The organism is Nonomuraea sp. NPDC049421 (assembly GCF_040677005.1).
Lineage (GTDB): Bacteria > Actinomycetota > Actinomycetes > Streptosporangiales > Streptosporangiaceae > Nonomuraea > Nonomuraea salmonea.
This window is the reverse complement of sequence record NZ_JBFAQA010000025.1, coordinates 108,843-122,769: the sequence shown is the minus strand read 5'-3', so window position 1 is coordinate 122,769 and position 13,927 is coordinate 108,843. Positions and strand designations below refer to the sequence as shown.

The following is a 13,927-nucleotide window of genomic DNA, read 5'->3' as shown; positions in this document are numbered from 1 at the left end:
CTCAGTTCGTACGCTTCGTCCAGCCGGCCCATGCCTTGTCCAGCGCCGCCTGGGCGTCCTGCTGGGCCTTGTCGAGGGCGGCCTGCGGCTCGTCCTGGCCGTTGAGCACCCGGTTCACGGCGTTCTGCCAGGCGTCCTTGAACTCCTTGTCGGCCGGGTTGGCGGGGAGGCTGAAGGTGTTCTTGTTGGCCTCGTAGAACGCCTTGACGCCGGCGTCCCAGGTGGCGCCGCCGGAGGTGAGCATCTTCTCGATCTCGGCGTCGGCCTTGACGTTGCCGGTGAGGATGCCGGTGAACGGCTTGCCCTCGTCCTTGCGCTTGTCGAGGCGGGCCTGGGCGGCGGCCTTCCAGGTGTCGACCAGGGTCATCGACTTGGCGAAGCGGCAGGCAGCGCCGGGGTTCTTGGCGCCCTTGGGGATGGCCCACGACGAGCCCGACGAGTAGGCCAGCGCCTTGCCCTCCGGGGTGCGGAAGGTGTCGAAGGCCAGCGGCGCCTTGGGCGAGACGTCGTTGAGCACGTTGACGTACCACTGCTCCATCGGCATGGCGCCGAGGGTGTTCTTGGCGTACTGGTTGCCCTTGCCGAAGAAGTCGGCCGAGTCGCGCACGGCCTTGACCTTGGCGAAGCCGCCCTGCGCGTCGTAGATGGAGACGGCGAACTCCAGCGCCTTCACCACCTCGGGCGTGTTGAGCTGGGCGGTCTTGCCGTCGGCGGAGAGCAGGTCGGCGCCGAGCGACTTGGCCCACAGCGGCAGGAACTCCGGCAGCTTGCTGTCGAAGCCGATCACCTTGAGCTTGCCGCCGGGCGCCTTGACCAGTTTCTCGGTCGCGGCGGTGATCTTCTCCCAGCTGGAGCCGTTGACGTCGTCGATGGTCAGGCCGGCCTCCTTGAGCAGGTCGGCGTTGGCCATCGTGATCTGGACCTGGTTGAACTCGGGGATGGCCCAGATCTCGTCACCGAAGGTCACCTGGGCGAGGGCGTTCGGGTTGTACATCGAGGTGTCGATCTGCTCGCCCTGGATGCAGGCGGTCAGGGGGATGATCGCACCACGTGAGGCGAAAGTGCCGATCTGGTCGCGGTTGGCGTAGATGATGTCCGGCGGGTCGCCGGCCGCGACCGAGGACAGGAACTGCTGGATGTCCAGGTCCCCCTCGATCAGCTTCACGTCGGCGCCGCCGAGCGCCTTCTTGGCCAGATCGACGCGGGTGGTCCCGATCTCGTCGGTCGCGCCGAAGCCCATGGCCGAGATCGTGCCCTGGTAGGAGGCACTGGGGTTGTACTGGCCTGCCGACGGGGTCGGGTCGGCCGCTCCACCGGTGCCCTTGGCACACGACGTGAGTGCCAGCGCGAGCGACACGGACAGGACGGACCAGCGGACAAGTGGGGTTCTCATTGGGGGTTTCGCCTCCACACTGATCAAGCGGGGCATCAGGCATGCTGATGACGGCCACGTGGCGCCAGGCCAGTGTGGCAACGTTCACACATCTGAGAACGTACCCATACCGCTGAAATCCCGTCAACCACTCCATCCACTGCGTTTCGGTGACGTTAACAACTCCAAGGGTGTGGGACGCCCCACTGGGACACCTGTCGGGAACGACCACAGCCCCTTCCCCGTCGGCGATCCCGTACACGCGCGAGGGCCCGGCCGAAGCGATCGGCCGGGCCCTCTGGTGCAGGCGCCCTGGGGCAGGGGTTCGGGCGCCCTTCTGGGAGGAAGCGGATTCCGCGGCGTCAGCCCCGGATCAGTGCGTGCTCGCCTTCTCCGCGCCGACGCCGGTCAGCGAGCGGACCTCGATCTCGGCGTACTTGGCGGCGTTGTACTCCTTGCTGAGGACCGTGCCGATCCAGCCGCACAGGAAGCCCAGCGGGATCGAGATGATGCCGGGGTTGCTCAGCGGGAACCAGGCGAAGTCGGCACCCGGGAACAGCGCCGTCTTGCTGCCGGAGACCACCGGCGAGAAGATCACCAGCAGCAGGGCGGAGACGAGACCACCGTAGATGGCCGAGACCGCGCCGGCGGTGTTGAACCGCTTCCAGAACAGGCTGTAGAGGATCGCCGGCAGGTTGCCCGACGCCGCCACCGCGAACGCCAGCGCCACCAGGAACGCCACGTTCTGGCCCTGGGCGAGGATGCCCAGGCCGATCGCGATGGCGCCGATGACGAGGGCGGAGATGCGGGCCACGACGACCTCCTGCCGCTCGGTGACCTGGCCGCGCTTGAAGACGTGCGCGTACAGGTCGTGCGAGAAGCTGGAGGAGGAGGCCAGCGTCAGACCGGCCACCACGGCCAGGATCGTGGCGAACGCCACCGCGCCGATCAGCGCCAGCAGGATCGTGCCGCCGACGGAGCCGAAGATCTCCTCACCGATGCGCTGTGCCAGCATGGGCGCCGCGGTGTTGCCCGCCGCGTCACCCGCGGCGATCGCGTCCTTGCCGACCAGGGCCGCCGCGCCGAAGCCGAGGACCAGGGTGAGCAGGTAGAAGACGCCGATGATGCCGATGCCCCAGAGCACCGACTTGCGGGCGTCCTTGGCGGTGGGCACGGTGTAGAAGCGGATGAGGATGTGCGGCAGGCCCGCGGTGCCGAGCACCAGCGCCAGGCCCAGGCTGATGAGGTCGATCTTGCCGGCCAGGCCCTGCGCCTCGGTGCCGTACTTCAGGCCAGGGATCAGGAAGTTGCCGGGGTTGCCCGAGGGGCCGCTGGTCGCGGCGGCCTGGCCGAGCAGCGCCGACAGGTTGAAGCCGAACTTGCCGAGCACCAGCAGCGTCACCAGCGCGGCGCCGCTCATCAGCAGCACGGCCTTGACGATCTGGACCCAGGTGGTGCCCTTCATGCCGCCGAAGACGACGTACACGATCATGAGGGCGCCGACGCCGATGATCGTCCACGCCTTGCCGGCCTCACCGGTGATGCCGAGCAGCAGGCCGACCAGCGCGCCCGCGCCGACCATCTGGGCCAGCAGGTAGAAGATGCTGACCACGATGGTGGACACGCCCGCCGCCGTGCGGACGGGCCGCGGGCTCATGCGGAAGGCCAGCACGTCGGCCATGGTGAACTTGCCGGAGTTCCGCATCAGCTCGGCCACCAGCAGCAGCGCCACCAGCCAGGCGACGAGGAAGCCGATCGAGTAGAGGAACCCGTCATATCCGGACAGGGCGATGATGCCGGCGATGCCGAGGAACGAGGCGGCCGACATGTAGTCGCCGCCGATCGCCAGGCCGTTCTGCACGCCGCTGAACGACCGGCCGCCCGCGTAGTAGTCGGCTGCCGTCTTGGTCTGGCGGCTCGCCCAGACGGTGATCGCCAGGGTGAAGGCCACGAAGGTGAGGAAGAGGATCATCCCCAGGGTCGTCGAGCTCACTGAGTCTTCTCCTCCACTTCGTGCCGCAGCTTGTCAGCGATCGGGTCGAGCTGCTTCTCGGCGTGCCTGGAGTAGGCCCACGCGATGAGGAAGGTCGACACGAACTGCAGCAAACCGAAGATCAGCCCGACGTTGATCTCGCCGAACAGCTTGATGCCCATGAAGTCGCGCGCCCAGCCCGACAGCACCACATACAGCAGGTACCAGACGAGGAACGCCACGGTCATAGGGAAGGTCCAGCGGCGGAAGCGCCGCTTCAGTTCCTGGAACTCACTGCTCTCCTGCACTTGCTCATAGACCGATGCGTCATGTTCTTGTGTCGTCACGAGACCTCCACTGTGATGCGGATCACGCCCAACGTAAGAGCGCAACCTACCTGTCGTGGAGATGCCCCGGCGGGTTGTTCGGCGAGCCGCTGATGCACCGCGCTTAGTTGGAACGGGCTTGCGGCGAAAGGTCTGTCTGGCGCGATGAGCGGTCGGTTATCCCTTTCACCCCCTTACCGGTCATCCCTTCACCGCGCCCGCCGTCAGCCCCTCCACGATGTAGCGGCGGACGGCGGCGAACAGCACGAGCGTCGGCAGCACCGAGACGACGGTGGCGGCCGCCATCGAGCCCCAGTCGATGTCGTACTGGGTGATGAAGGAGTTCATGGCGACCGGGATCGTCTTGGCGTCCTCGCTGTCGATGAACGTGATCGCGAGGAACAGCTCGTTCCAGCACTGCACGAACGCGAAGATGAACGTCGCGGCGATGCCGGGCAGCATGACCGGGATCACCACGCGCACCATGGCCGCGAGGCGAGAGGCGCCGTCCACCTGAGCCGCCTCCTCCAGCGCCACCGGCACCCGCTCGTAGAAGCCGCGCATGATGATCGTCGAGAACGGCACCAGCATGGCGACGTACACCAGCATGAGCCCGGCCAGCCGGTTGAGCAGGTCGAGGTCGGACATCAGCAGATAGAGCGGCCCGAGCGCGATGAACAGCGGGATCATCTGGGTGACCAGGAACGCCAGCATCAGCGCCCCGCGCCCGGGAAAGGCGAAGCGGGCCAGCGTGTAGCCGCCGAGCACGCCGATCGCCGTCACCACCCCGGCGGAGACGAGCGACACCAGCAGCGAGTTGAGCAGGTACGTGCCGAAGTCGGCGAACGAGAACAGCTCCTCGTAGTGCTCGAACGTCACCTTCGACGGCCAGTAGCGCAACGGCACCGAGAAGATCTCCGGCTGCGGCTTGAGCGAGGTGACGACGATCCAGTACAGCGGGAACAACGTGATCAGCAGCCAGACGCCCAGCACGAGCACCCTGGCGGCGGTGGCGAGGCGTCGCAGCGGGGTGCGCGCGGTCATCGGGCCTTCTCGAATCTCGTGGCGTTGAGGTAGAACACGCTGAAGGCCAGCAGCAGCCCCAGCACGAGCAGGCCGACCGCGCCCGCCCTGCCGTAGTCGCCGCCGATCACCTGCTGGATGAGGAACGTGGTGACGATGTCGGTGCTGCCGGCCGGGCCGCCGCCGGTCATGGAGTAGATCAGGTCGGGGAAGTTGAGTATCCAGATGATCCGCAGCAGCACGATCAGCGCCAGGGTGGGCCTGATGTGCGGCAGCGTCACGTGCCAGAACCGCCGCCACCGCGAGGCGCCGTCCACGGCCGCGGCCTCGTAGAGCTCGCCCGGCACCGACTGCAGCGCGGCCATGATCATGATGGCGAAGAACGTGACGCCGTACCAGATGTTGGCCACGATCACCGACGTCATCGCCCAGCCGGGCGTGGCCAGGAACCCGATGCGCTCGTCGATGATGCCCGCCTTGAGCAGCAGGTCGTTGATCACGCCGAACTGGCCGTTGAACAGCCACCGCCACAGCAGCCCGATCAGGAACCCCGACATCGCCCACGGGAAGAACACCCACGCCTGGTAGAGCCCGCGCCCCCGGAAGTGCCTGCGCAGCAGCAGCGCCAGGCCGAAACCGAGGAAGAACTGGAAGAACAGCGAGACCGCCACCCACGTGCCGGTGTTGCGCAGCGCCGTCCAGAACCGCTCCTCCGCCAGCACCGCGCGGAAGTTCTCCAGACCGGTGAACGGGGTCGCGGTCAGGTCGAACAGCGAGTACCGCTGGAACGCGATGACCGCGCCCCTGATCATCGGGTAGTACGTGAACAGCGCGACGAACACCACGCCCGGCAGCAGGCACAGCGCGATGAACCGGGCCCGCCGGACGGTGAACGTCCTCAAGAGACCTTCTTGGCCTGGTCGGCCCAGAAGGCGTCCCATGCCTTCAGCACCTCGGCCGTGCTCTTCTTGCCGGTGATCAGGGCCTGCACGTCACGGTCGGAGTCGACCAGGAACCGGCTCCAGCCCGGATAGTCCACCGGCCTGATCGTGATCACCTGTTTCGGGTCCTGCTGCGCCTCCAGGTACGCCTTCCACGCGCCCTGCGAGAACTGCCGGTCGCTCTGGGCCTGCTTCGAGATCGGGATCAGCGAGTTGCCCTTGGCGAAGGCGATGCTCTGCTCCGCCTCCGACAGGTACTGCACCAGCTTGACCGCCTGCTCCGGGTGCGCGCTGAAGGAGGTGACGCCCCAGCCGGCGTAGCCGACGGGCTGGAAGGCGTAGCCGGTGGGGCCCTTCGGGATGGGCGCGGTGGCCCAGTTCGTCAGGCCGCTCTCCTCGACCGTCTTGATGACCTCGGGGTCCTGGATGAGCATGCCGGTGACGCCCGAGGTGAAGCCCTGCACCATCTCGGGGAAGCCCCAGGCCACGGAGTCGGGCGGCGACGCCTCCCGGTAGATCTTGACGAACAGGTCGAGCGCCTGCGCCGCCTCGGGAGTGGCGAAGATCGTCCGCTTGTCCTTGAGGAAGAACGACTTCTCCGGGTCGAGCGCCTCGCCGTTGTACGCGCTGATCATCATCACCGCGTAGTCGGCGCCGCCCTTGCCGCCGCGGAAGGAGTAGCCGTAGCGGTCGCCGGTGGTCTGGGCCTTGCCGGCCTCGTACAGCTCCTGCCAGGTGGCGGGCGGCCGCGTCAGGCCGCGGTCGGTGCGGTAGAACAGCGTGCGCTGGAAGAAGCCGTACGGGATGAGGTACGCCTTGCCGCCCACCTCGACCGCCTTCTTCTGGGCCAGCTCGGTCAGGTCCGCCCAGCCGGCCCAGCCGGTCGTGGGCAGCTCGGCCAGCCAGCCGTTGTTGGAGAAGGACTTGGCGGTGTGGTCGCGCACCTCCAGCACGTCCAGGTCCTTCTTGGTCTGCAGGATCTGGGTGATCTTCTGGTCGGCGCTGTCGAGCGGCGGGGAGACGAGCTCGACGGTGACGCCGGGGTTGGCCTGCTCGAAGCCGTCGAGGAGGGACTTGATGAGCTTCGTACGTTCTGGGCTGGTCAGGCTCTCGATCATCCGGAGCCGCACCTCTCCCCCGGACCCGGAGGATCCGGAGGAGGAGCCGCAGCCCGCGAGGACGAGCGTGGCGGCGACCGTGGCTGCTAGGAGGGGATTTCTCACGACGAGCCTCCCGCGAAGGGCAGACAGCGCTGTCAATCACGATGCTGTCCTTCACGTTAGGCGGACATGCCCTCCAGCGCCAGACCGAGATCCTTGATCAGGGCGTCGGCCGGCTCCAGGCCGACGGACAGCCGGACGAGGCCGACGGGGATGCCCATGGTGACGCGGACGCTCTCCTCGGTGGTCAGCGCGGGCGCGTTCACCAGGCTCTCGAACCCGCCCCACGACACCCCGATCCGGAAATGCCGCAACTGGTTGATGAACCGGCCGACCTGCTCCCGCGACTCGGTGTCCAGCACGAGGCTGAACAGGCTGGAGAAGCCCGACATCTGCCGCAGCGCGACCGCGTGCCCGGGATGCGACGGCAGGCCCGGGTGGTTCACCTCGCGCACCGCGGGATGGCCCTCCAGGAACGCCGCCACGGCCAGCCCGCGCTCCTGGTGCGCCGCCATCCGCACCGGCAGCGTACGCAGGCCCTTGATCACCTTGGCCGCGTCGTGCGGCGACATCGCGGCCCCGTAGAGCTGGTACTCCTGCAGCGCCAGTGGCCTGACCAGCCGCGACGGCCCGACGACGACGCCGCCCACGAGGTCGCTGTGCCCGCCGACGTACTTCGACAGCGAGTGCACGACGAGGTCCACCCCCATCGTCAGCGGCTTCTGGAACAGCGGCGTGGACCAGGTGTTGTCCATCACCGTCAGCAGCCCGCGCTCGCGCGCCCAGGCCGTCACCTCCGCGATGTCCACGACCTGGTAGGCCATGTACGACGGCGACTCGAAGTAAAGTATTCGGGTGCTGGGCCTGATAGCGCTATCACCTGCCGCGAGGTCGTCGACGTGCGTATGCGACACCCCGAACTTCTCCAGATAGCGCAGGAACTGCGTGGTGGGCCCATAGATCGCACCCAGCACCAGCACATGATCGCCGGCCGACACGAGCGAGGAGATGGTCGCCGAGATCGCGCCCATGCCGGAGCCGAAACACTTCGCGCGCTCTCCCCGCTCCAGCGCCGCGAGCTTACGCTGAGCGAGATCCACCGTCGGGTTGGTCCCCCGCCAGTAGACGTAACGCTCGTCCTCGTCCTTGACGGCCGCGCCCAGCTCCTCCGCCGTCTCGAACGTGAACAGCGAGTTCTCGAACACCGGCGGGTTGACCGCGCCCAGCACCCAAGGCTCGTCCTCACCCAACCGGCCACAGATCCATTCGTCATCCATGGGGGCACACTATGACAGCGCGGGAGAACGGCGACCTCGTGGTCTCGCTGAACGACGGTCAGGAGGCCGCCACGCGCAAGCCCACCATGGCCGACGTCGCGCGGCACGCGGGCGTGAGCCTGAAGACCGTCTCCCGGGTCGTCAACCAGGAGCCGCACGTGCGGGCCTCGCTGCAGCAGCGGGTGCAGGCCGCCATCGACGCGCTCGGCTACCGCCGCAACGAGGCCGCCGCCCGGCTCGCCAGGGGCGCCTCCATGCTGACGCTGGGGCTGGTCATGGAGAACATCTCCAACGAGTTCTACGGCCGCCTGGCCGCCGCCGTGGAGGCCGCCGCCGCCGAGCACGAGGCGCTCGTCGTGTTCGGCTCGTACGAGGAGAGCGCCGACAAGGAGCGCATGCTCATCGAGTCGATGTACGCCCGCGGCGTCGACTCCCTCATCGTCGTGCCGTCGGCCGCCGACCACGGCTGGCTGGCCAGGCACGCCGGGCTCACCACGGTGTTCGTGGACCGGGTGCCGCCCGGCCTGGTGACCGCCGACGCGGTGCTGCTCGACGACGTGCGGGGCGGCCAGGTCGCCACCGAGCACCTGCTGGCCCACGGCCATCGCAGGATCGCGCTCATCTCCGACGACGAGGACATCAGCTCGGTGCACGACCGGGCCGCCGGTCACCGTACGGCGCTGGCCGCCGCCGGGGTGCCCACCGACGAGACGCTCGTCGTGCACGCGGTGTACGACCCCGCCCGCGTGGCCCGCGAGGTCACCAGGCTGCTCGACCTGGCCGACCCGCCCACCGCGTTCTTCGCCACCAACAACCGGGCCGCGATCGGCATCCTCCAGGCGCTGCGCGAACGGCCCGAGCGGCCCGCGTACGTGGGGTTCGACGACTTCGCGCTGGCCGGCGTGTTCAACCCGGGCGTCACCGTGGTCCGCTACGACACCGCGCGGCTCGCCAGGGCCGCCGTGGACCTGCTGCTCAACCCCTCGCGCACGGGCCGCATGGTCAAGGTGCCGATCGAGCTGGTGCCGCGCGGCTCGGGCGAGCTGCCGCCCCAATGACGCCCCCATGACGCCCCGCGCTACGCCTCATGACGCCCGCGCGACGCCCAAAACCCGGTCACGTCTCCACAAGCCCCGCACGCACGGCGGATGAGCGGGTACCTCTGTCTCGACCGACGGGGAGCAGAGCATGTCCGAGGGCGCCGAGGAGGCCAGGGTCAGCACCGACCCGGACGTCTATCTCGACGTGCCCGAGGTCAAGGTGGACGAGATCACCCTCGACGTCCAGGACCTGCGGGCCAGGGTGTCGCTCCAGGCCGAGGTGCTCGACCTGCTCAAGCTCAACGTCGGCGCGGACGTCTTCCTCGGCAGCGTCAATCTCACCATCAAGGGGGTGGAGGCGCAGGCGCTGCTGAAGGTCCGGCTGGACAACGTGGCCCGCATCATCGACCGGGTCCTGCAGACCATCGACACCAACCCGCAGCTCCTCGAGCACCTCACCAGGGGCGTCGGCCGCGCGGTCGAGGACATCGGCCTGGGTGCGGGCCACGCGGTCCGCGACGTCGGCGCGGGCGCGGGCGGCGCGGTGCGGGACGTGGGAGCCGGAGCCGGAGGAGCCGTACGCGACGTCGGCGCGGGCGCGGGCGGCGCCGTGCGGGACGTCGGCACCGGAGCCGGACGAGCCGTACGCGACGTCGGCGCGAGCGCCGGCGACACCGTACGCGACGCCACGGGCGCGGTGCGCGAGGTCGCACCGTCCGGAGGCGCCGGGACACCGCACGAGCAGGAGGAGCATCATGCCGAAGCCGGAACACCCACAGGACCCGGACGTGGAGATCAGCGCCACGGCGAAGGCGAAGGAGCTGCACTTCCACGACCGGCCCAAGGTGGAGGTGCACGCGCATGCCGAGCCGGATGGCGAGTGCTTCTCGGGCAGCGACCGGACGAACCTGCCTGACCAGGTGGAGCCCGGCGTCACCTACCGGGACGTCCGCATCGACTTCCGCGTGGCCGCCGCACTCACCGACCCGGGGGACGACGACGGGGGCCGGCGGCGGGGGGCGACGGCAGCGAAGGACCGTCTCGCATGACACTGGCGTAGGGCGTCCCGTATGACACTACAGTCGGATGGTGGCCCTTTCCCTGCCTGATCTCACCCGGCTCCTCCGCCACAGGCCGGAGCTGGCCGGTACACCCTCCGTCGACCTGCTCGAACGACTGCTGGCCGAACCCCGGCTGGCCATCCCCGCCCTGCTCGACCTCGACGCCGACTGCCACGTGGTCAGCCAGGCGATCCAGGAGGCGGGCGGTGAGAGCAAGCGCGCCGCGCTGGCGGACCGGTTGCACGACCTCCACGACCGGCTCGGCGAGGTGCTCGACGTACTGGCGGGCCACGGCCTGATCACGGTCGACGGCGAGATCGTACGTTCGCGCCATCCCGCCGGCCTGTGGGCGCACCCGTTCGGGCTGGGCCGGCCGCTGCGGGAGTTCGGGAAGGCGGTCACGGCCGAGACTCTGAAGACGATCGTCAGGACGTTCGGCGGGCAGCCCGCGGGGCGCAGGGCCGACCTGATGCGACAGGCCGAGGAGCTGCTGGACGACGGCGAACGCGTACGAGCACGCGTGTCCCGGCTGGGGAGCCAAGAGCGTGCCCTGCTGGAGTCCCTGGCCGCCGGGCCGCCGGTGGCGAACGGCGAGCCCTTCGGCTACGGCTCGCTCCCCGGTGCACGGCCCGTCCAGCGCCTGGCCCAGGCCGGCTTCGTGATCCGCGACGGCTGGGATCACGAGCTGCCCAGGGAGATCGCGCTGGCCCTGCGCGGCGTCGGCTGGAAGCCGGCGCTGACCGGGCAGCCCGGCGTGCCGGCCGGTCCGCGCCCCCAGAGCGACGGCCTGGACGCCGCGCTGGCCACGATCGAGCGCGTGCACGCCCTGGCGGAGCTGGCCGCGGCGGAGTCCGTCGCCGAGCTGAAGTCCGGCGGCGTGGGCGTGCGCGAGGTCAGGCGGCTGGCCAAGGCGCTCGGCCGGACGGAGCAGGAGGTGGCGCTCCTGCTGGACCTCGCATTCGAGGCCGACCTGATCGGCTCGGAGCGGGGCGAGCGACTCGTCGGCACCACGCTCCTGGACGACTGGCTGCGGCAGCCCGCAGGGCGGAGGTGGCGGCTGCTGGCCGAACGCTGGACGGGGTTGCCGCAGGCGCCCACACATCGGGTCGTGGGGTGCTGCGAGGAGCACATGACGCCGCAGCCTCCCCCGTACGAGTTCGCGTGCGAGGCGGGCCGCATCCGGCGCGCCGTCCTCCAGACCCTGAGCACCCTGCCTCCCGGCATGGGCGCGGGCGCGCAGAGCGGCGCGGACGCGAGCGCGGGGGTCGCCGCCGTGCTGGCGGCGGTGGCTTGGCGCACGCGGGCGATGGCGGAGGTTCCCGAGGCGGCCGAGGACTTCGTGGCCGCGGCCCTGCGCGAGGGCGAGTGGCTCGGCGTCGTGGCCGGCGGCGCGCTCACGACGCTGGGCCGGGCGCTGCTCGACGCCGGCGACGTGGACGCCCTCTTCCCCGCACCCGCCACGACCGTGACCCTCCAGAACGACCTGACCGCCATCGTGTCCGGCGTTCCCTCCCCCGACCTGGCCGCCCTGCTCGACCTGGCCGCCGACCTCGAGTCGCGCGACAGGGCGAGCGTGTGGCGCTTCTCCGAGCCGACCGTGCGCAGGGCGCTGGACGCGGGCACCGACGCCGAGACGCTCCTCGCCGGCCTCGCCCGCTTCTCCGCCAAGGCGGTCCCCCAGCCGCTCAACTACCTGATCAAAGACACCGCCCGTAAGCACGGCACCATCAAGGTCTCCGCCGGCCCGTCCGTCGTGATCGCCGAAGACCCGGCCGTCATCATGGAGTTGTGCGCCGCCAAGGCCCTGCGCAAGGCGGGCCTGCGGCAGATCGCGCCGACGGTCGCGCTCGGCACGCTGCCTCCCGCGGAGACCCTGCGCCTGCTGCGGCAGGCCGGTCACGCCCCGGCCGGTGTGGCCGCTGACGGCACGATCCAGGCCGAACGCCCCCAGCGTCGGCTCCTGGCCGTCGAGGCGGCCTCCGACGAGCCGGAACTCGACGCCGAGGCCGCCGCGCTGCGCATGCTCGCCGGCCGGAGCCGGGCCGCCCGCGGCCCGGCGGAGGAGGCGATCGAGGCGGCGGTCATGACCGGCGAAGTGGTCGTGATCGCCTGGCGGCGGCGCGAGCACTACATGGACGGCCTGGAGTTCGGTCCCGATACGGTCATCGGCTACTGCCACGACTGCGACGACGTCCACCGGATCCCCCGGGCCGGCATCAGTAAGGCGTATCTCCTCTGACCCTCCTCTGGCCCTCCTCCGAACTAGGACGAGCGGGGCCGCCAGTCGCCGCGGTCGAGGTCGAGGTTCTCAGGGGTGTGCAGGCGGACCATCGTCCGCGCCACCCCGGCCGGCACGCGGTGCGGGGTGAGGAACGACACCGCGATCATCACGGTGAACGCGATGGGCACCGTCCACGCCGCCGGCTGGGCGAGCAGCGCCCCCGCCAGCCCGCCCTGGGGCCCGGCGACGATCGTGACGAGGACGGCGCCGCTGGCCAGCCCGCCCCCGATGAACAGCCCGGCGAGCGCCCCGACCGTCGACAGGCGCCGCCACCAGATGCCGAGCACGAGCAGCGGGCAGAACGACGACGCGGCCACCGCGAAGGCCAGCCCCACCACGTCCGCCACCGGCAGCGCCCGCGCCCACAGCGCGAGGGCCAGCGGCACCGCGACCGCCATCAGCGTGGCCTCCCTGAACGAGCGCACCCCGCCCTTGAGCAGGTCCTGGGCGATGACGCCCGCCACGGACACGGTCAGCCCCGACGAGGTGGACAGGAACGCGGCGAACGCGCCTGCGGTGACCAGCGCGGTCAGCAGGTCGCCGAGCGTGCCGCCGATCATGCGGCTGGGCAGCGTGAGCACGACCGTGTCGGTGCGGACGAGGTCGGGGGCGTACAGGCGGCCGAGCCAGCCGTACACGGCCGGGAGCAGGTAGAAGGCGCCGAGCAGCGTGAGCACGACGAGCGTGGTGCGGCGGGCGGCCCGCCCGTCGGGGTTGGTGTAGAAGCGCACGAGCACGTGCGGCAGCCCCATGGTGCCGAGGAAGGTCGCGAGGATCAGCGAGTACGTCGAGTACAGCCCGTACTCCTTGCCGCCCACCAGCGGCACCTGCCAGGTGGCCGCGTCGGCGGCGCTGAGGCCCGGCGCGCCGTCGCCCTGCCAGGCGATGAGCAGGAAGACCAGCGGCACGGCCAGCGCGGTCAGCTTCAGCCAGTACTGGAACGCCTGCACGAACGTGATCGACCGCATCCCGCCCGACAGCACGTTGACCGCGACGACGACGGCGACGAGCAGCCCGCCCACCCAGACGGGCGCGCCGGTGATCGTGCGCAGCACCAGGCCCGCGCTCTGGAACTGCGGCATGAGGTAGAGCCAGCCGATCAGCACGACGAGCACGCTCGCGGTGCGGCGCACGGTCATCGACTCCAGCCGCGCCTCGGCGAAGTCGGGCAGCGTGTACGCCCCCGACCGCCGCAGCGGCGCGGAGACCAGCACCAGCAGCACCAGGTAGCCGCCGGTCCAGCCGACGGGCAGCCACAGCATGTCCACGCCGAAGGACAGGATGAGCCCGGCCACGCCCAGGAAGGAGGCCGCCGACAGGTACTCGCCGCCGATGGCGGAGGCGTTCCAGAGCGGGCTGACCGTGCGGGAGGCGACGTAGAAGTCGGAGGTCGTCCGGGAGAACCTGATCCCGAACGCCCCGATGAGCACGGCCGCCACCATGACGACCAGGACCGCGGTCAGGCTCATGCGGC

Annotated in this window: 11 protein-coding genes; 3 read left to right on the top strand and 8 right to left on the bottom strand. The window is 70.1% G+C overall.

All coding sequences use genetic code 11. From position 1 onward, the window contains the following. Nucleotide 1 precedes the first annotated feature (1 nt). The 7 genes from AB0K18_RS34970 to AB0K18_RS34940 form a co-directional block, all read right to left on the bottom strand. Entirely contained in the window at nucleotides 2-1,393 is a 1,392-nt protein-coding gene (locus AB0K18_RS34970; RefSeq protein ID WP_364923138.1) for a hypothetical protein, read from the bottom strand. Nucleotides 1,394-1,745: 352 nt separating this feature from the next. Further along, nucleotides 1,746-3,344 (bottom strand): cation acetate symporter, encoded by a 1,599-nt coding sequence (locus tag AB0K18_RS34965; protein WP_364923262.1) that lies wholly within the window; start codon nucleotides 3,342-3,344, stop codon nucleotides 1,746-1,748. Nucleotides 3,345-3,361: 17 nt separating this feature from the next. Next, complete coding sequence (locus AB0K18_RS34960; RefSeq protein ID WP_364923135.1) at nucleotides 3,362-3,691, bottom strand: DUF485 domain-containing protein; 330 nt, start codon at nucleotides 3,689-3,691, stop codon at nucleotides 3,362-3,364. 180 nt (nucleotides 3,692-3,871) lie between these two features. Next, a complete protein-coding gene (locus AB0K18_RS34955) occupies nucleotides 3,872-4,714 on the bottom strand; it encodes a carbohydrate ABC transporter permease (RefSeq protein ID WP_364923132.1) in 843 nt (280 codons plus the stop codon). Further along, the gene (locus AB0K18_RS34950; RefSeq protein ID WP_364556316.1) at nucleotides 4,711-5,595 is read right to left on the bottom strand and encodes a sugar ABC transporter permease; all 885 of its coding nucleotides are present in this window, start codon (nucleotides 5,593-5,595) and stop codon (nucleotides 4,711-4,713) included. The genes AB0K18_RS34955 and AB0K18_RS34950 overlap by 4 nt, the downstream gene beginning before the upstream one ends. Then, nucleotides 5,592-6,857, bottom strand: a complete 1,266-nt coding sequence (locus tag AB0K18_RS34945) for a sugar ABC transporter substrate-binding protein (RefSeq protein ID WP_364923129.1) — start codon at nucleotides 6,855-6,857, stop codon at nucleotides 5,592-5,594. The genes AB0K18_RS34950 and AB0K18_RS34945 overlap by 4 nt, the downstream gene beginning before the upstream one ends. Nucleotides 6,858-6,913: 56 nt before the next feature. Beyond that, nucleotides 6,914-8,071, bottom strand: coding sequence for a PLP-dependent aspartate aminotransferase family protein (locus AB0K18_RS34940; protein ID WP_364923126.1), 1,158 nt, complete (start codon nucleotides 8,069-8,071; stop codon nucleotides 6,914-6,916). Nucleotides 8,072-8,082: 11 nt separating this feature from the next. On the opposite strand from AB0K18_RS34940, the gene AB0K18_RS34935 reads away from it, so the two are divergent. The 3 genes from AB0K18_RS34935 to AB0K18_RS34925 all read left to right on the top strand — a co-directional run bounded on the left by AB0K18_RS34935 (nucleotide 8,083) and on the right by AB0K18_RS34925 (nucleotide 12,411). After that, nucleotides 8,083-9,129, top strand: a complete 1,047-nt coding sequence (locus AB0K18_RS34935) for a LacI family DNA-binding transcriptional regulator (protein WP_364923122.1) — start codon at nucleotides 8,083-8,085, stop codon at nucleotides 9,127-9,129. Nucleotides 9,130-9,259: 130 nt separating this feature from the next. Beyond that, a complete protein-coding gene (locus AB0K18_RS34930) occupies nucleotides 9,260-10,027 on the top strand; it encodes a hypothetical protein (protein WP_364923120.1) in 768 nt (255 codons plus the stop codon). Between the two features lie 170 nt (nucleotides 10,028-10,197). Further along, on the top strand, nucleotides 10,198-12,411 hold the full coding sequence (locus AB0K18_RS34925; protein WP_364923117.1) for a helicase-associated domain-containing protein: 2,214 nt from the start codon (nucleotides 10,198-10,200) through the stop codon (nucleotides 12,409-12,411). A gap of 23 nt (nucleotides 12,412-12,434) precedes the next feature. Here the strand turns inward: AB0K18_RS34925 and AB0K18_RS34920 are convergent, their stop codons facing one another. Next, complete coding sequence (locus AB0K18_RS34920) at nucleotides 12,435-13,922, bottom strand: cation acetate symporter (protein WP_364923114.1); 1,488 nt, start codon at nucleotides 13,920-13,922, stop codon at nucleotides 12,435-12,437. Nucleotides 13,923-13,927: the final 5 nt, after the last annotated feature.